This window comes from Xanthobacter aminoxidans, assembly GCF_023571765.1.
Classification (GTDB): Bacteria; Pseudomonadota; Alphaproteobacteria; order Rhizobiales; family Xanthobacteraceae; genus Xanthobacter; species Xanthobacter aminoxidans.
Window position 1 is genome coordinate 1 of record NZ_JAMJXC010000035.1, and the last position, 17,147, is coordinate 17,147.

18 protein-coding genes and 2 pseudogenes are annotated in these 17,147 nt (G+C 66.0%); 13 read left to right on the forward strand and 7 right to left on the reverse strand.

Features of this window, described 5'->3' with window-relative positions; all coding sequences use genetic code 11:
* Positions 1–307: 307 nt before the first annotated feature.
* Positions 308–604: pseudogene (locus EJ105_RS26785) on the reverse strand (Rossmann-fold NAD(P)-binding domain-containing protein); the annotation flags it as partial.
* Between the two features lie 79 nt (positions 605–683).
* On the opposite strand from EJ105_RS26785, the pseudogene EJ105_RS26790 reads away from it, so the two are divergent.
* From EJ105_RS26790 to EJ105_RS26800, 3 genes and pseudogenes are all read left to right on the forward strand, one after another.
* Positions 684–1,144 (forward strand): annotated as a pseudogene (locus EJ105_RS26790) (transposase); the annotation flags it as partial.
* Complete coding sequence (locus tag EJ105_RS28165; protein WP_488657469.1) at positions 1,142–1,537, forward strand: recombinase family protein; 396 nt, start codon at positions 1,142–1,144, stop codon at positions 1,535–1,537. The pseudogene EJ105_RS26790 and the gene EJ105_RS28165, both read left to right, overlap by 3 nt.
* 122 nt (positions 1,538–1,659) lie before the next feature.
* Positions 1,660–1,947 (forward strand): hypothetical protein, encoded by a 288-nt coding sequence (locus EJ105_RS26800; protein WP_250168744.1) that lies wholly within the window; start codon positions 1,660–1,662, stop codon positions 1,945–1,947.
* A 433-nt stretch (positions 1,948–2,380) separates the two neighbouring features.
* Here the strand turns inward: EJ105_RS26800 and EJ105_RS26805 are convergent, their stop codons facing one another.
* From EJ105_RS26805 to EJ105_RS26820, 4 genes are all read right to left on the reverse strand, one after another.
* Positions 2,381–2,629: a hypothetical protein gene (locus EJ105_RS26805; RefSeq protein WP_250168745.1), complete on the reverse strand. Its 249-nt coding sequence runs from the start codon at positions 2,627–2,629 to the stop codon at positions 2,381–2,383.
* Positions 2,577–3,122 carry a hypothetical protein gene (locus EJ105_RS26810; RefSeq protein ID WP_250168746.1) on the reverse strand — a complete coding sequence of 182 codons (546 nt, stop codon included), beginning with the start codon at positions 3,120–3,122 and terminating at the stop codon, positions 2,577–2,579. Before EJ105_RS26810 ends, EJ105_RS26805 begins: the two co-directional genes overlap by 53 nt.
* 289 nt (positions 3,123–3,411) lie before the next feature.
* On the reverse strand, positions 3,412–4,599 hold the full coding sequence (locus EJ105_RS26815; protein ID WP_250168747.1) for an iron-containing alcohol dehydrogenase: 1,188 nt from the start codon (positions 4,597–4,599) through the stop codon (positions 3,412–3,414).
* Positions 4,592–5,662, reverse strand: a complete 1,071-nt coding sequence (locus EJ105_RS26820; protein ID WP_250168748.1) for an alpha/beta hydrolase — start codon at positions 5,660–5,662, stop codon at positions 4,592–4,594. The genes EJ105_RS26815 and EJ105_RS26820 overlap by 8 nt, the downstream gene beginning before the upstream one ends.
* A 432-nt stretch (positions 5,663–6,094) precedes the next feature.
* Here EJ105_RS26820 and EJ105_RS26825 point away from each other — a divergent pair, with 432 nt between their 5' ends.
* The 9 genes from EJ105_RS26825 to EJ105_RS26865 all read left to right on the forward strand — a co-directional run bounded on the left by EJ105_RS26825 (position 6,095) and on the right by EJ105_RS26865 (position 15,974).
* Positions 6,095–6,862, forward strand: a complete 768-nt coding sequence (locus tag EJ105_RS26825) for a GntR family transcriptional regulator (RefSeq protein ID WP_250168749.1) — start codon at positions 6,095–6,097, stop codon at positions 6,860–6,862.
* Complete coding sequence (locus EJ105_RS26830) at positions 6,846–7,943, forward strand: ABC transporter substrate-binding protein (protein WP_250168750.1); 1,098 nt, start codon at positions 6,846–6,848, stop codon at positions 7,941–7,943. Before EJ105_RS26825 ends, EJ105_RS26830 begins: the two co-directional genes overlap by 17 nt.
* A gap of 81 nt (positions 7,944–8,024) precedes the next feature.
* Positions 8,025–9,113 carry an ABC transporter ATP-binding protein gene (locus tag EJ105_RS26835; protein WP_250168751.1) on the forward strand — a complete coding sequence of 363 codons (1,089 nt, stop codon included), beginning with the start codon at positions 8,025–8,027 and terminating at the stop codon, positions 9,111–9,113.
* 1 nt (position 9,114) lies between these two features.
* Complete coding sequence (locus tag EJ105_RS26840) at positions 9,115–10,038, forward strand: ABC transporter permease (protein ID WP_250168752.1); 924 nt, start codon at positions 9,115–9,117, stop codon at positions 10,036–10,038.
* Between the two features lie 8 nt (positions 10,039–10,046).
* A complete protein-coding gene (locus EJ105_RS26845) occupies positions 10,047–10,847 on the forward strand; it encodes an ABC transporter permease (protein ID WP_250168753.1) in 801 nt (266 codons plus the stop codon).
* Position 10,848: 1 nt separating this feature from the next.
* Positions 10,849–12,180 carry a glutamine synthetase family protein gene (locus EJ105_RS26850; RefSeq protein ID WP_250168754.1) on the forward strand — a complete coding sequence of 444 codons (1,332 nt, stop codon included), beginning with the start codon at positions 10,849–10,851 and terminating at the stop codon, positions 12,178–12,180.
* Positions 12,181–12,203: 23 nt separating this feature from the next.
* Positions 12,204–13,700 (forward strand): flavin-containing monooxygenase, encoded by a 1,497-nt coding sequence (locus tag EJ105_RS26855; RefSeq protein ID WP_250168755.1) that lies wholly within the window; start codon positions 12,204–12,206, stop codon positions 13,698–13,700.
* Between the two features lie 86 nt (positions 13,701–13,786).
* The gene (locus EJ105_RS26860; protein WP_250168756.1) at positions 13,787–15,163 is read left to right on the forward strand and encodes an aldehyde dehydrogenase family protein; all 1,377 of its coding nucleotides are present in this window, start codon (positions 13,787–13,789) and stop codon (positions 15,161–15,163) included.
* A gap of 67 nt (positions 15,164–15,230) precedes the next feature.
* A complete protein-coding gene (locus EJ105_RS26865) occupies positions 15,231–15,974 on the forward strand; it encodes a type 1 glutamine amidotransferase (protein WP_250168757.1) in 744 nt (247 codons plus the stop codon).
* 88 nt (positions 15,975–16,062) lie between these two features.
* On the opposite strand, the gene EJ105_RS26870 is transcribed toward EJ105_RS26865, so the two are convergent.
* A complete protein-coding gene (locus tag EJ105_RS26870) occupies positions 16,063–16,560 on the reverse strand; it encodes a hypothetical protein (RefSeq protein WP_250168758.1) in 498 nt (165 codons plus the stop codon).
* Positions 16,532–16,759 carry a hypothetical protein gene (locus tag EJ105_RS26875; RefSeq protein WP_250168759.1) on the reverse strand — a complete coding sequence of 76 codons (228 nt, stop codon included), beginning with the start codon at positions 16,757–16,759 and terminating at the stop codon, positions 16,532–16,534. Before EJ105_RS26875 ends, EJ105_RS26870 begins: the two co-directional genes overlap by 29 nt.
* A 77-nt stretch (positions 16,760–16,836) precedes the next feature.
* Here EJ105_RS26875 and EJ105_RS26880 point away from each other — a divergent pair.
* Positions 16,837–17,147, forward strand: a 311-nt coding sequence (locus tag EJ105_RS26880) for a hypothetical protein (RefSeq protein WP_250168760.1), incomplete at its 3' end; no start/stop codon positions are given.

Here is a 17,147-nt window from a genome sequence, read left to right on the forward strand (position 1 = left end):
GTCTTCCAGGCACGTCGGCAAAAAGCTTGCTTGGTGGCGGTCAGCAGCTTCAACGAAACGTCCCATATGACACCCCCGAAGCAGTGCTAGATCATAGCATCATCAGGGGTTTTCACACAGCCTCCGCCCCCATCTCGGTCATTGATCTGGCAACGGCCGCGGCCCAAAAGCGGACATCAGCGAGTTGGGGCATATCAGCACATTTGCGCCAGTTGCGGACATGCTCCGGCCGCCGCAAATCAGACTCTGACGCCCTCGCTCTAGGGCGCTCTTTCGGAGCGCCCGTTCGAATCTTGAAAGCGACCTGTCAGCGGGCTTCGGCAAGCGCCAAGGCATCCGCGCCTGCCGGGAATCTGAGTTGTCCTGTCTTGTCGTGGACGGCGGCCCAAATCGCCTCCGCGACATCGCTTTCGCGCGTCGTCGGCGCCGGCGTTGCGAAGGATGCGAGGATCGGCCGGGCGAACTCGGCATACTCGCCCGGCAGCAGGTCCTGAACCGGGATAATGGCGTTCGCACCAAACCGTGTTGTCGGGGCATAGCCCGGCTCGACGAGCTTCACGCCAATGCCGAAATAGCTAAGCTCATGTGATCTTCCCCCGAAAAAGTGGACGGGGTTAAGTGACGTGACCCCCTGAAACTCCTCCAGAAATAACTAGAGTCCGCCCCAGGAAAGGGACGGACGAATGAAACGATCAAGGTTCACGGAAGAACAGATTATCGGGATCCTGCGCGAGCAGGAGGCGGGCGTGCCGGTGGCGGACCTGTGCCGCAAGCACGGGCTCAGCTCGCCGACCTTCTCCAAGTGGAAGGCTAAATACGGCGGGCTGGACGTGTCGGAGGCGCGGCGGTTGAAGGCGCTGGAGGACGAGAACGCCAAGCTCAAGCGGATGCTGGCCGAGGCGATGCTCGACAACGTCGCGCTGAAGGACCTGCTGGGAAAAAAATGGTGACGCCCGCCGCGCATCGGGAGGCTGCGGCGTACCTGCAGACGACCTACGAGATGAGCCAGCGACGGGCGTGCCGGGTGATCGACACCGACCGGACCAGCGTGCGCTACCAGGCCACGCGGCCGGACGACGGGGCCTTGCGCGAACGGCTAAAAGCCCTGGCCCAGGAGCGACGACGCTTCGGTTACCGACGGCTGTGCGATGTAGTCACGGTGACGCGCCTCGACCGGCTGGCACGCTCTACCCGCGATCTTCTCGACATCTCGGAGCGCTTGTCGACGGCCGGCGCCGGCCTCCGGTCCCTGGCCGAGCCATGGGCGGACACGACCACGCCGGCGGGTCGCATGGTGTTGACAATCTTTGCGGGTATCGCAGAGTTTGAGCGATCCTTGATTGCTGAACGGACCGGTGAAGGTCGCACGGCCGCAAGGGCGAGGGGCGTGCGGTTTGGCCGCCCGCCGGCCCTGAGCGGTGATCAGGCGCGTTTGGTGAAACGCCTCAGGGCCGAGGGGATGTCGGCACGGGAAATCGCCGCCTCGCTCGGCGTTCATCGGTCCACAATCCACCGGCTGGAGCAGAAGAAGCCGTGAATATTTGTCTGCGCGTCGCTATCGGCCCCCTTTTTCTCCTCCCTATGCACACAACCGCGTCGGTCGGCCAAGGCGTGGGCGTGCCGCCGGCACCGATGGCGCCGGGCAAGTGGGTATCCCCGATGTCGAATGAGGAACCGAAGACCGACACCGAGCGCAAGGAACTCTGCACGAACCCCATGGCAGGGGTTGAGGTCTCGGAAAAGAGCTGGATCGAATTCGACTCGGACGGCCGCCGCGTGTGCGCGCTACCGAAGTGGAAGGTCAACGGAGCGACCTATCGCGCTCCACCCATGAAGTGCGAGCCGGCCATCGAAGCTGATGGGGACGGGGATGGATCGATATCGGTTCTTGTGAAGGGTCCGAAGTCCGTCGAGATCAACAACTCCCTGTACATCCGCTGCGACTGACGGCGGACGGGCCGTCTGGATGCCTTTCAGCTGCCGATGAGTGCCACGGTGCTCGCCGAGCGCAAGGGGTGGGTCCTCGCCATGCTCGCCGGCACGCCGGCTGTGCGTGGCTCCGGTCCCGGACTGCGCCGCCCTTGCCCCCGGCTCCGCGTCGTGGCGCACCGGAAGGCGTCGGGACGCGGGGCGTCCCCTTGATATGTTCGCCGCCGCGGGCGCCGAACACGGGGCAGATGTCTTGAGGTTTCAAAAGGGGTTCAGGTTCGCCTGAACCCCTGCCACGTGGCGAACGCGGGGAGAGGGAGGGGAGCAAGCGGAATCGGTGCGGGTGGTGCGGGCGCACAAGCGCAGCGCGGAGCCTCGGCCGTACCGATTGCGCTTGCTGGGGAGGGATGGGGCGGCGCCCCGTCCTCCCCCTTGACGCCGGAGGCGAGAGTCAATCCGGCCGCGTCGCATTGAACTGCCGCGCTCGCCGCGACCGAGCATAGTTGTTCCAGAAGTGGTGGCGCTGGGCGTAGGGATTGTAGAGCCGAGGTGCGCAAACGCGCACGATCATGTCAAACAGCTCCGGCCGCTGGCGGGCGGCGTCTCGCAGATCCAGCCAGTCCCGCATTCGCCCCCGCTCGATCACGTCATCGATGGCGGCGAGCGTGTAGCGCTGGTGGTTCAGGTGGCGATGGCGCATGGTGGCCCCTACCTGCCAAGGTGTGCAGAAACCGCTCGGCCGCTACCAATTCGACCGGAACCTTTGAGGCCAACAGAAGCGTCTGCACATTCGGATCGTCGTAGGCGACCTGGACCGAGCGCACATCGCTCGGCGCCAGCCCCTCAACGTAATCGCGAACGGCACGCTCGCCGCCGTCCCGCTGAAGCCGTTTCAGCTTGGCCACGTTCTCCGGGGTTTTCTCCCGCTCGAGCAGCGCGGCGTATGCGATGCCCTCCGTCGTCTCCACGCGCCGCACCGCGGCTCCTGACCGCTCGATCCAGGAGAGGATTTCACGCGCAAACGGCTTGTCGGGATGACGATGGCACGCCTCGTGTTCCACCATATCCACGATCGCGATCTGTCGGTTGGAGAGGCGCATGGTGTCGAGCAGGTCGGCCGCGGCGAGGCGCAGGAGAGGCCCCGCGTCCGCGATCAACACCAGGCGCTCCAGCTCGTCGAATGCCACCGGCACGGCGCCCTTCTCCCTGCACCCTCTGACCCATCAAGGGGAGGCCATCGCCAGCTGCAGGAGCGGCCGCTCCTGCAGGCCGAGCGCATTGCAGGCCTCGACCTAATCCGCCTCATCTTCGCCGGTCACTTCGTCCCATTCAATGTCGTCGGGCCACCCGCGACATCTCTCCCGCCGATGCGCCGGCCTTCAATGCCTCACTGCCCGCAACTGTGCGGATGCGAACGGAAGTGCGTCGCCGGAAGGTGGCCCGTCATGCGCGGGATGGGCCTATGGCTGAGGGGAGCGGCCTTCAGTGCGCAGGCAGCGTCCCGCTATAGGCGGCTTCGAGGATCTGGAGCGAGCCGGGCACGGACAAAGGACGCGGATTGGTCCCCGCTGTGGGATCGTTCACCGACATCTCAGCGATGGTCGCAAACGCCTCCGGCTTGACGCCGATCTCCTTCAGCGTGTGCGGCAGCTTGAGCTGCCGGCGCAGCTCAAGCGTCCAGTCGATGAGGCGGTCCACCCCGGCGCGGTCCGTCCCGCCGAGCCCCATGGCCTGCGCCAGATAGCCGATCTTGTCGGTGATCGCGTCGCGGTTGAAGGCCAGCACATAGGGCATTAGCACCGCATTGGTGAGGCCGTGGTGGCAGCCATAGACCGAGCCGATGGGATGGCTGAGCGAATGGATCGCGCCCAGTCCCTTCTGGAACGAGGTGCCGCCCATGCTGGCGGCCGCCATCACATGGGAGCGGGCTTCGATGTCGCGGCCGTCGGCCACCGCCACCGGAAGCCATTTCTGGAGGAGGCGGATGCCCTCGACGGCGATGGCGTCCGCCATGGGGTGGTAGCTCGGCGCGCAATAGGCCTCCAGGCAGTGGGCAAGGGCGTCCATGCCCGTGCGCGCCGTCATGTCGGGGGGCAGGCCGAGAGTCAGAGCGGGATCGGCGATGACAATCCTTGGCATCATCTGCGGGTGGAAGATGATCTTCTTCTGATGGGTGGCGTCATTGGTGATGACCGTGGCGCGGCCGACCTCCGAGCCGGTGCCGGCAGTGGTGGGAATGGCGATGATGGGGGCGATGCCCTCGGTGTTGGCACGGCGCCAGTAGTCGCCGATGTCCTCGAACTCCCAGACCGGCAGGTCCTGCGCCACCATGAAGGCCACCGTCTTGCCCACGTCGAGCGCGCTGCCGCCGCCGATGGCGATTACGCTGTCGTGGCCGCTGGCGCGGAACGCCGCGATGCCGTCCTCCAGATTGCGAGAGGTGGGGTTGCCCTGGAGCTTGTCGAATACGTCGGCGGTGAGGCCCGCGGCGGCGAGCGCGTTCCGGATGCCCGTCATCACCGACAGGGCCGAGAAATAGGGGTCGGACACGATCAGCGGCCGTGACGCGCCGATCTCGCGGCAGGCGGCGGCGAGATCGGAGAGGCGTCCGGCGCCGAACCAGATCTTGGTCGGGTAGTTCCAGTTGCTGGTCAGGGTCAACTCACTCATCGCAGGTCTCCATGAAAGTCCGGCTCGGGGCGTCGACGGGCGCGCGCAGCATCTGCCCGGCGAGCTCCGCGGTTTCGATCAGCGCCGCGCGGGCGGCGGGCAGGCCGCCCGACATGGCGGAAAAGGCGTGGGGCAGGGTGGGATAGACGCGGCGCGCGAGGGGAACGCCCTGCGCCTCGAGCCGCTCGGCGAAGCGCCGCCCCTCCTCGTAGAGCAGATCGTGCCGGGCCTGGACGATGAGGGTGGCGGGCATGCCGTCCAGCAACCGCGCCCGCGCCACCGAGCACAGCGGATTGGCGGCATCCGCCGGGCTGCGCAGATATTGTGCCGAGAACCAGTCCATGTCGGCGCGGGTGAGCGGATAGCAGTGGTCGAACGCGGTGGCCGGCATGCGGTCGCGGTCCATCTCCAGGACGGGATAGATCAGCAGCTGCATCTTCGGCGGCGGCTCGCCCGACTGCTTCAGCTGCAGCGAGGTGGCGGCCGCCAGGTAGCCGCCCGCCGAATCCCCGCCGATCCCGATCTGATGGGGCGCGATACCGAGCGATGGGGCCGCGCTCCTGAGCCAGCGCAGTGCGCCCACCGCATCCTCCAGCGCCGCGGGAAACTTGTGCTCCGGCGCCAGGCGGTACTCCACCGAGAGCACCTTGCAGCGGGCGTGGTGGGCGAGGATCGTGCAGGCGGTGTGGCAGGTCGCGAGGTCGCCGACGACGCAGCCGCCGAAATGCAGATAGATCAGCGCGGGCGCCGGCTCAGGGCAGGCGTGCGGGGTGTAGAGCCGCGCTCGCAGCGGGCCGTCCGGCCCCGGCAGCATCAGGTCCCGGCAGTCGCGCAGCGGCAGCGGCCGGCCCTCCAGAAGGCGCAGCGACAGGAAACGCGGCTGCCGCGCGGCGGCGGGATCGGCCGTGGGCGGCGCGCCGCAGCGGGTGACTAGCCAGGCATGGAGGCGCGCGCGGGGGTCGGCCTCCACCCAGTCGCCGCGCGACGGCGCGCCCGGCGCGACCAGTCCCGCTAGCTGCCGCAGCCAGCTCTCCGGAAGCTTCAGAAGAGCTTGGAACAGCACGCGAAACATGGACCACCATAGGGCGCGAAGCGGCGCCGGCGGGGAGCGCGGGACGGGTCTCTTCGGTGGATCGGCGCACATCGCGACATCAACAGTCGGGGATAGTGGGCGCCGGCGCAGGGCCGGCGGCGGGAGAGCGGTGGAGCTCGGGAACGGGACGGAAGCGTCTCAAGGGGAGCCTCGTAGGGACTTTTTTTGCCCGCACGCCACAGGGGCGAAGCGGATCTTTCATTGAGGCGCGCATCATTGCGTCGGAGTCGATATATTGTCAATATACGAAAAATTTTCGAGCGATAAACTCATTTAAAATCAATGTATTAAACGTTGCTCTTGCCACCATCTAACGGTTCGTGGTGCCAGAAAAATATTGACAATATATCTTGTCGATTTCTTACTGGGTGGGCTTTCACGATCCGAGGGAGCTAGCTCCAAGTGACGCCGGAAGAAGCCTCAGACCCCTTTCGCTTGCCGCAGATCGAGGACGGTGTCCGCGAGACCCAGGCGACCCTCGCCTATCACGCCGTCCGCGCCATGATCCTGCGTTGCGAGCTGCAGCCGGGGGCGGTGATCAATGACAAGGCCTTGAGTTCGAAGCTGGGCTACGGGCGCACGCCGATCCGCGAGGCGCTGCTGCGCCTTTCCAGCGAGCGGCTCGTGCTGTTCCTGCACAATCAGAGCATCATCGTCGCGCCCATCGGGCTCGATGAGATCAACGACCTCTACACGCTCCGGCTGCACCTGGAGCGTCTCGCCTGGCGGCTGTGGGCCGCCGAGGCGAGCAGCAAGCAGATCGAACGGCTCGCCGGCGTCTTCGACGACGTGCCGAAGCTGGTGCGCGCGGGCGATGTCGAGGCACTGCTTCACCTCGACTTCCTGTTCCACTCGCAGATCTATCGCGAATGTGGAAATCCGTTCCTGACCCAGTCCCTCTACAATCTGTCGGGCGTCACCTACCGGATCTGGCACCTCACCAGCACCCGCGACGTGCAGGCCCAGGCGGAGACGGCGCGCTCCCACGTGCCGATCGTCGAGGCGATCTACGCCCATGATCTGGTGCGGCTCGACCGCGAGATCGAGCAGCACATCTCCCACGCCTACGACGAGATCATGAAGCGGTTCATCAACAATACGGTGAGCCGCATCGGTGACATCCCTATTCAACTGCTGAACAAGGATAGCCTCGATGAAGTCCACAAGTAGAACGTCCAGTTTCGCCATGCCCGGCCGGTGCGGCGTCGGCGCGATGCTCGGGGCGGCGCTCGCCTTGGCGATGGCCTTCGCCCAGCCGGCCACCGCGGCGGGGAACCTCACCCTCCTGGTGTGGGAAGGCTATGCCGACGACAGCTTCGTGAAGCCGTTCGAGGCGGAGACCAACTGCAAGGTGAACACGGTCTATGTGGGCTCGAACGACGAGATCGTGTCGAAGCTCATGAGCGGCGGCGGCGCGGCCGATCTCACCGCCCCCTCCAACGACACCAACATGCGCCTCGTGGCGGCGGGAGCGGTCTCGCCGGTCGACATGTCCAAGGTGCCGAACGCCGCGGACTTCCTGCCGCAATTCAAGAACCCGAGCTGGCTCGTGAAGGACGGCAAGGTCTACGGCGTGCCCTATGGCTGGGGCGTGGTGCGCATCATCGCCGACCCGAAGGCGGTGCCGGCCGATACCGACACGCTCGGCTTCCTGTGGAACCCCAAATACAAGGGCAAGATCTCGGTGTGGGACGATATCGAGACGGTCTACATGGCCGCCCGCGCCCTCGGTTTCAAGAACACCTACGACCTTTCCGACGCGCAGCTCGAGAAGGTCAAGGCTAAGCTGATCGAGATGAAGCCCAACATCCGCAAGTACTGGTTCACCACCGGAGAGATGGGCAACCTGATGTCCTCCGGCGAGGTCGTCGGCGGCAATTCCTGGGAATCCACCCTCGTCGAGCTGCGCAATGCCGGCCGCGAGGTGGCGGACCTTAAGCCGAAGGAAGGCCGCGGCGGCTGGGCCGACAGTTGGATGATCGTGAAGGGCGCCGAGAGCAACCCCTGCGTCTATCCCTGGCTCAACTATGTGTCGTCGCCCAAGGCGCAGGCCCTCGCCCACAAGGTGACAGGCTTCGGCTACCCGAACGCGAAGATGCCCACTGAGCTCGATGACAAGACCAAGGCCGCTTATGACGCCCTCGGCATGGTGGACCCCCAGACCTTCACCAATGTGGACTGGTGGCAGCCGGTGAAGCGCCGCGGCAAGTACCTGGAGATCTGGAACCAGGTGAAGGCCGCCGCGCAGTAACCGCCGACCTTCCGGACGCGAAGCCCCGGTGCGGTCCGCCGCGCCGGGGAGGGGAACAAACAAAAGAAACGGCGAACTATCATGACAACAGGAATTGAACTGCGCGATCTGCGCAAGCTCTATGATGGGCACGGCGCCACGGCTTGGGCCGTCGACGGCGTGAACATGCGCATCGGCCAGGGGCAGTTCGTGACGCTTCTGGGTCCCTCGGGCTGCGGCAAGACCACGACGCTGCGGATGATCGCGGGCTTCGAGACCCCGACATCGGGCCAGATCCTGCGCGACGGCATCGACATCACCGACCAGCCGGTGAGCGACCGCGACATGCGCATGGTGTTCCAGGACTTTGCCCTGTTCCCCAACATGACGGTCGCCGAGAACGTCGCCTTCGGCCTGCGCACGCGGCGCATGAAGGGGCGCTTCAGCGATGCCGAGATCCGCCGCAAGGTGGCAGAACACCTTGATCTGGTGCATCTGGGCAGCCATGCGGGCAAAAGGCCGCACCAGCTCTCCGGCGGCCAGAAGCAGCGCGTCTCGCTCGCCCGCGCCCTGGTCACCGATCCCGACGTGGTGCTGTTCGACGAGCCGCTCGGCTCCCTCGACGCCCACCTGCGCAAGGTGATGCAGATCGAGCTGATCCGCCTCCACCGCGAGCTCAACAAGACCTTCATCTACGTCACCCATGACCAGGACGAGGCCATGGCCATGAGCGACGCCATCGCCGTCATGAACGTCGGAAAGGTGATGCAGTTTGGCACGCCGCGGGAGATCTACGACCGTCCGGCCTCGCGCTATGTGGCGAGCTTCATCGGCCACGCCCACATCGTCGACGCGGTGGTCGCCGAAAGCCGCAGCGACGGCCTCATGGTGCGCCTCGGCAATGGCGAGGTCGTTTCCCTCGCCCAGCCCGCGAAGGTCGCGAGCGGCCAGTCGGTGGGGCTGATGCTGCGCGCCGAGGATCTGTCCCTCGCCCGGCCCGGCGAAGGCGAACTGCACGGCCAGGTGGCCGACAGCCTCTATCGCGGCGAGTACATCGAATATGTGGTGGAGCTGACCGGGAATGCGGGCCTCGTTCATGTGCACGAGCCCACCGACCTGCCGCCCTTCGCCCATGGCGCGCCGGTGGCGCTGAAGGTCAATGCCCAGAAGGCGCACGTGGTGGAGGCCTGAGATGGCGCAGGCAGCCCTTTCCCTCCCCAGCCAGACCGGCGGCGCGCGCCCGGCGGTCCGCAGCGCCCGCCGCATCGAGCGGCGCCGGATGCTGCTGTGGCTCGTCCCGCCCATCGCGTGGTTCACCGTCTTCATGCTGGTGCCCTACGCACTGCTCTTCTACTACAGCCTGGGCCAGGCCGAGGACATGGTCTTCACCCCCGGGCTGTCGCTGCGCAACTTCGCGCGGGTGTTCACGGACGAGCCCTATCTCGGGGTGATCCTGAAATCCGCCCGGATCGGCCTCATGACCTCGGTCCTGTCGGCGATCATGGCCTATCCCCTGGCCTTCTGCCTGGCGTTCCACGTCCGCTCGGCCAGCCTGAAGTTCGTGCTCTATCTCCTGGTCATCGTGCCGTGGTGGGCGAGTTACCTGGTGAAGGCCTATGCGTGGAAGACCATTCTCGGCACCGGCGGCATCCTCAATGCCACCCTGCAAGGGCTGGGCCTCACCCACGAGCCGGTGCGGCTGTTCCTCTACAACGAGTTCAGCGTGGTCCTGACGCTGACCTACATCTTCACGCCGTTCGCGGTGCTGTCCATCTACGCCCAGCTCGAGCGGGTGCCGACCTCGCTGATCGAGGCGGCGCGCAATCTCGGCGCCAGCGCCTGGGAGATTGTCTTCCGTATCGTCCTGCCCATCAGCGTGCCGGGGGTGATCGCCGGCGGCATCATCACCTTCTCGCTGGCCTTCGGCGACTTCGTGGCTCCCGTCCTCGTGGGCGGCCCGGATTCGCTGATGATCTCGAACATCGTGATCAACCTGCTCGGCGTGGCCTTCGACTGGCCCATGGCGGCGGCGATCGGGCTGGTCATCATCGCCCTCGGCCTCGCGCTGATCTCGCTGTCGGGATGGCTCGAAGAAAAAACCCAGGTCAGGCTCTGAGGTTCGACATGCGCGCCTTTGGAAATCACATCTTCGTCACGTCGCTCGCGTCGGCCGTCCTGTTCTTCCTGTACGCGCCGATCCTGGTGATCGTCATCTTCTCCTTCAACGACAGCCACTATACCGGGCTGCCGTTCAACGGGTTCACGCTGCGCTGGTATGTGGAGCTGTTCCACGACCGACAGATCCTCACCTCCATCTGGAACAGCGTCTATGTCGGCCTCGGCGTGGTGGCCATCAGCGTGCTGTTCGGCCTGCCTGCCGCCATCGCGCTCGACCGCTACACGTTTCCCGGCAAGACGGCGTTCCGGCGGATCGTGCTTTTGCCCATCGTGCTGCCCGGTATCATCACCGGCGTCGCGCTGCTCAGCTTCTACCTGACGGTGCATTTCCGCCTGTCGCTGCACACCATCATGCTGGGCCAGGGCACGGCGCTGATGTGCATCACCATCACGGAGGTGTTCGCCCGCCTCCAGCAGATGGGCAAGAGCCAGACCGAGGCGGCGGTCAATCTCGGCGCCAACGAATGGGAGCTGTTCCGGCACGTCACCCTGCCGGGCATCGCCTCCTCGCTGTTCGGCGCCATGCTGATCGCCTTCTCCATCTCCTTCGACGAGATCGCGGTGACCTTCCTGCTCACCGGCCGCGAGAACACCCTGCCCATGACCCTGTGGTCGCTGCTGCGCCGCGAGGTGACCCCCGAGGTCAACGCGGTGGCCACCCTGGTGGTGCTGGTCTCGGTGATCCTGATCGTGATCGGGATGTACGCCTCGCGCGGGAAAAACTCTGCAAGCTACGGAAATCACTGAAATGGACATCGAGACCATCAACAAGCTGATCGCCGAAAACGGCGTGCGAACAGTGATCGTGGCTGGCACGGACCCCGCCGGCGTGCTGCGCGGCAAGCGCCTCACGGTGCCGTATTTCCAGCACGCGGTGGAAGGCGGGGTGAACTTCTCCTCCTACCTGCTCGGCACCACCACCATGGACGAGGTGCTGCCCGGCCTGTTCGACACCGGCATCCCCGACGTGCGCGGCAAGATCGACCTGGACTCCTTCCGCCTCGCGCCCTGGGAGGAGAACACCGCCATCGTGCTCATGGACTGGCACACCGAGGAGGACGAGCCTCATCCGCTCTGCCCACGCTCCGCGCTCAAGCGCCAGGTGAGCCGCGCGGCCGCGATGGGCTACAAGGAGATGGTGAGCCTGGAGCTCGAATTCTACCTGCTGCCGACGCCCATCCAGGAGATCCGCCAGGGCCGCTGGAGCAACCTCGAGCCGGCAAGCAAGGATATTCACTGCTATTCGGTCTTCGAGGGGCATTTCTTCGAGCCCATCATCGGCAAGCTGCGCGACTGCTTCCCGAACGAGATCGAGGCCTGCCTGCCGGAATGGGGGCAGGGCCAGTTCGAGGTCAACCTCTACCGCTCCGACGCGGTGGCCATGGCCGACATGGCGGTGCTGCTGAAGCTCGCCGCCAAGCAGATCGCCGCGCGGGCGGGCGCCACCGCCACCTTCATGGCGAAGCTGCGAGAGGACCTCTCCGGCTGCTCGGGCCATATCCATTTCAGCCTCAGGGACAAGGAAACCGGCGCTTCGGTGTTCTATGATCCCGCCCGGCCGCTGCGCCTCAGCGACACCTTCGAGCAGTTCGTCGCCGGCAATATGGACGTGTTCCACGAGGCAGCGTTGTTCTACGCGCCCAACGTCAATTCCTTCAAGCGGATGCAGGCGAACAGCTTCGCCGGCACCACGCGCTGCTGGGGCGTGGACAACCGCACGGCCGGGTTCCGCGCCATCAACGAGAGCGCCGGCAAGGCGCGGCTGGAAATCCGCATCGGCGGGGCGGACCTCAATCCCTATCTCGCCATCGCCACCGGGCTCGGCGCGGGCCTCCGCGGCATCCGCGAGAAGCTCACGCCGCCGCCGGTGGCCACCGGCAACAATTACGAGCAGCAGGTGGAGACCATCCCGCCCTCGCTCGCGCTCGCCGTCGCCGCCACCGAGGCGGGGCCCGCCATCCGCGACATCCTCTCGCCGGAGCTGGTGGAGAACGCGCTGCGCATTGCCCGCTTCGAACTGGGCGTGTTCCAGGGCACCGTCACCGATCTGGAACGACGCCGGTATCTTGAAACCGTCTGACGGCGATCACGGGAAACAAGAAGATGACCCAATCTGCTGCGACACCCGAAGCGGTGTCCGCCGAGACCTTCGACGTGATCATCGTCGGGGCCGGCATCTCCGGCATCGGCAGCGCCTGGTATCTCGATCGCGATTGCCCCGGCAAGAGCTTCGTGATCCTGGAGGCCATGGAGACCTTCGGCGGCACCTGGCACACCCACCGCTATCCGGGCGTGCGCTCGGACAGCGACCTCTACACCTTCGGCTACAGCTTCAAGCCGTGGACCGAGCAGCCGGTGGCGACCGCCGACCGCATCCTCACCTATCTCGGCGCGGTGATCGCGGAGAACGGCATCGACCGGCACATCCGCTATCGCCACCACATCCTGTCCGCCAGTTGGTCGAGCGCGGAGAAATTCTGGACGCTGAAGGTGCGGCGCGGCGACACCGGCGAGACGCTGACGTTCCGCGCCAGCTTCCTGTGGATGTGCCAAGGCTATTACCGCCACTCCGAGGGCTACACGCCCGAGTGGGAGGGCATGGCCGATTATGAGGGGCGGATCGTCCATCCCCAGACCTGGCCCGAGGACCTCGACTATACCGGCAGGCGGGTCGCCATCATCGGCTCGGGCGCGACGGCGGCGACCATCGTGCCGGCCATGGCGGACACCGCCGCGCACATCACCCTGATCCAGCGCTCGCCCACCTATTTCAATCCGGGCACCAATGCCGATCCGCTGGCCGACCAACTGCGGGCGCTTGAGATCGACGAGCACTGGATCCACGCCATCGTCCGCAAGAAGCTCCTTGAAGAGCAGAAGGGCCGCATCCACCGCGCCCAGAACGAGCCGGAAGCGGTGGCGCGGGAGATGCTTGCCGCCGTGGCGGCCCATCTCGGCCCGGACGTGGACCTGAAGACCCATTTCACGCCGCGCTACCGGCCCTGGCAGCAGCGCGTCGCCTTCATTCCCGAGGGGGATTTCTTCCAGCCGTTCAAAACCGGCAAGGCCTCGGTGGTGACCGACCAGATCGAGCGGTTCACCCCCAAGGGCATCCGCGTGAAGTCCGGCCAGGAGGTGGAGGCGGACATCGTCGTCACCGCCACGGGGTTCAATCTGTGCGTGCTCGGCGACATCGCCTTCGATCTCGACGGCGCGCCCCTGGACCTCGCCGAAACAGTGACCTACCAGGGCATGATGTTCACCGGCGTGCCCAACATGGTGTGGGTGTTCGGCTATTTCCGCGCCAGCTGGACGCTGCGTGTGGAGATGATCGCGGAAGTGGTCTGCCGGATGCTCCAGCATATGGATGCCATGGGGGCAAAAGAGGTGACGGTGGAGATTCCGCCGGAGCTGTCCGGCTGGCAGCCATTGCCCTGGGTGGACCCGGAGAACTTCAATCCCAACTACCTCATGCGCGACATGCACCTGATGCCGAAGCGCCTCGATCTGCCGGACTGGCAGCACACCCAGGATTACTGGTCGGAGAAGGACCGCTTCGCGGCCATCGACGTGGCCAACCCGGTGTTCCACTACGAATAGCCCCCTGCGGGTCGCCCCCGCGCCGGGTGGCCCGCCCTTTCGCTCGACACGCCCGGCGGCAGGCCGGAACCCGAGGTCTTTCCATCATGCTGAAGTGCGTTTCTCCCATCGACGGCAGAGTCTTTGCGGAGCGTCCCGTTGCTGACCCCGAACAGGCGTCGGCCGCCGTCGCCGCCGCCCGCGCGGCGCAGGTCCGCTGGCGCGAGGTGCCGCTGGCCGATCGCGTCGCCGTGGTGCGCAAGGGTGTCGAGGCGCTCGTCGCCGACCGCGACGGCGCCGCCGAGGAGCTCGCCTGGATGATGGGCCGGCCGGTGCGCTATGGTGGCGAGTTCGGCGGCGTGACCGAGCGCGCGACCTACATGGCGGACATCGCCGAAAAGGCCCTGGCGCCCCTCGTCATCGAGTCGAGCGCCGCCTACCGGCGCGCCATCACCCGCGAGCCGCACGGCGTCGTGTTCGTGATTGCGCCGTGGAACTATCCCTATCTCACGGCGATCAACACCATCGTGCCGGCGCTAATCGCCGGCAATGCGGTGCTCATCAAGCCCGCCACCCAGACCCTGCTCTCGGGCGAGCGCATGGTTCGCGGCTTCCGGGAGGCCGGCCTGCCCGAGGGCCTGTTCCAGAACATCTTCCTGAACCACGCCACCACCAACGCGCTGATCGCGGCGCGGGCCTTCGACTTCATCAACTTCACCGGCTCGGTGGACGGCGGGCGCGCCATCGAGCGGGCGGCGGCGGGCACCTTCACGCCGCTGGGCCTGGAGCTGGGCGGCAAGGACCCCGCTTACGTGATGGAGGATGCCGACCTCGACGCCGCTGTGGCCTCGCTCATGGACGGTGCCTTCTACAATTCCGGCCAGTGCTGCTGTGGCATCGAGCGCATCTATGTGGCCCCGGCGCTGTTCGACGCGTTCGTTGAGAAGTCGGTGGCCGAAGTGGAAAAGCTCAGGCTCGGCAATCCCCTTGACCACGATACCACCCTCGGCCCCATGGCGCATCCGCGCTTCGCCGCCGAGGTGCGTGCCCAGGTGGGCGAGGCGCTGGCGGCGGGCGCCCGGGCGCTCATCGACCCGGCCGTGTTCCCAGCGGACGACCGCAGCGCGTATCTCGCCCCGCAGATTCTCGTCGATGTGACCCACGGCATGCGGGTGATGCGCGACGAGAGCTTCGGTCCTGTAGTCGGAATCATGAAGGCAGACAGCGATACGGCGGCGCTTGCGCTGATGAACGACAGCGCCTTCGGCCTCACCGCCTCGCTGTGGACCCGCGACGTGGAGCGCGCCGGGCGGCTTGCCGGGCGGATCGAGACCGGCACGGTGTTCATGAACCGCTGCGACTATCTCGATCCGGCCGTATGCTGGACGGGCTGCAAGGACACCGGGCGGGGGGCAACCCTCTCAGAGCTAGGCTATCACAGCCTGACGCGCCCGAAATCCCACCATTTCCGTCTGCCGGCCTGAGGCCGGAGGACGGGGCATTCCGGCGGATAGTGGCGATGAACCGTCCCGGCGCGGCGGAAGGAAGACCATGGCAGCGATTTCTCAGATCGGCATCATCGAGGTCGGCCGGCCGCCGGAGGATTTGGCGGCGGTCCACGGCGACTACCCCGCCTTCGTCCGCCATTGGTTGGCACCGATCGAGGCCCGGTTCCGCACCTATGCGGTGCTGGATGGCGAATGGCCGGCGTCGCCCGCGGACGCCGACCTCTGGGTCATCACCGGCTCTCGCTTCGGGGTCTATGAGGACCATCCTTGGATCCCGCCGCTGGAGACGTTCATCCGCGCCTGCCACGCCGAGGGTGCCAAGATGTTCGGTATCTGCTTCGGCCATCAGATCATCGCCCAGGCCATGGGCGGCACCGTGCGGAAGTCCGGGCAGGGCTGGGGGGTCGGCGTCCATGTCTATGCCGTCGAGGATTGGCCCGGCCCCGAGGAGACCCGGCCCGGGGACCTGAGGATCCAGGCCTATCACCAGGACCAAGTCGTCGCCGCTCCGCCTAGCGCGCGGCGGCTCGCGACCTCTGCCTTCTGCCCCAATGCCGGGCTGTGGTATCCGGGCTTCGCCATTTCCGTGCAGGGCCACCCGGAATTTCCCGTCGACTATGCCGAGGCACTGATCGAGGCGCGGCGGGGCACCGTCCTCGCCGAGGACGAGGCCTTCCGCGGGCTCGCCACCGTCAGGGGAGAAAGCAATGCCGCGGCGATCGCAGCCCTGATCGCGAGCTTCCTGCGCCCGCCGGGGGACGAGCCGCGCCGGGAGGCATGCCGGTGATCGACCGGCCATGAAACTTCGCTTCAGTGTACGGGATCGCTCCTGCCGAGGATTGCGTCCAAGAGCAGCGGCCAGGACGGATCGCCATTCAGGATTCACGTATGGCGTTAGTTGTGCTTCGTAGGTCGAACTCTGCTTCATCCCCGGTCACTTCGTCCCACTCAACGTCGTCGGGCCATAGGCCGCATTTTCCCCATCCCTCGCTCTGCAGCATGTCCGCCAGCGCCCAGGCCGGACGAAGAACCCGCATGGAAACGCGCTCGCGATGCACGCCCTTCTCGGCCGCTGTGGGGAGCGCGATGCGCGTGCCCTGACGCTCGACCACGCACGTCTCGAGCGGTTCGCCGCGGATCAGCTGTCTGATGCCCGTCTCTATGCCGTCCAGGCTGCCAAGGATCAGGACCGGCCGGCGGACCCGTGCAGTTTTCCAGCCAGCCACCGCTTCCAGCTGGGCCAGCACCTCGTCGAAGCGTGGTGCAAGGTCCGTCAGGACGTGATCCGCATCCTGCGAGACCTGGCGCGCCTGGACGGCCAAAGCCGTCAGAACCCGGTCCCATTCAGGCTGCGGCGCGGTGCTTTTGGGCATAGTGGTTCCAGAAGTGATAGCGCTGGGCATAGGGGTCGGAGATCCGGGACGCGCAGACGCGCGCGATCTTGTCCAGCAGCTCCGGTTCCCGGCGGGCCGTGTTTCGCAGCGTAAGACAGTCCTGCATACGCCCCCGCTCGATCACGGCATCGATGGCGGCGAGGGTGTACCAGTGGTGGTTCAGGTGGCGATGGAACATGGCGGCTCGCCTCCGCAGTTCGGCTGGGTTCGAATACTAAACCCTTAGCATTGCCAATAGCGGATGGGATATTGGTCGTGCCGAAGCTCTGGCTGCACAATGCGTTTGCCATAGACGCCAACGTACCACTCGCAGATATCCTGTGGCGCTTCGTAGCCCTTGAAGCCCCAACGATGGGCTTCCGATCCGTCCGCATACTCAATCTCAGGGAAATTTTCGCGAGTGGCCTGAAGCCATTCTTCGGCAACGTAGGCGCCGAGCACGACACCTCTCAAAACCGCGAGAATGAAATCGGCCTTTTCAGCCCGCGCTTTGTTGATGCGCCAACAATACCTAACCAAATTGTATATTTCAGAGCGATCGTGTCTATTCTCAAGTTTGCGAATGT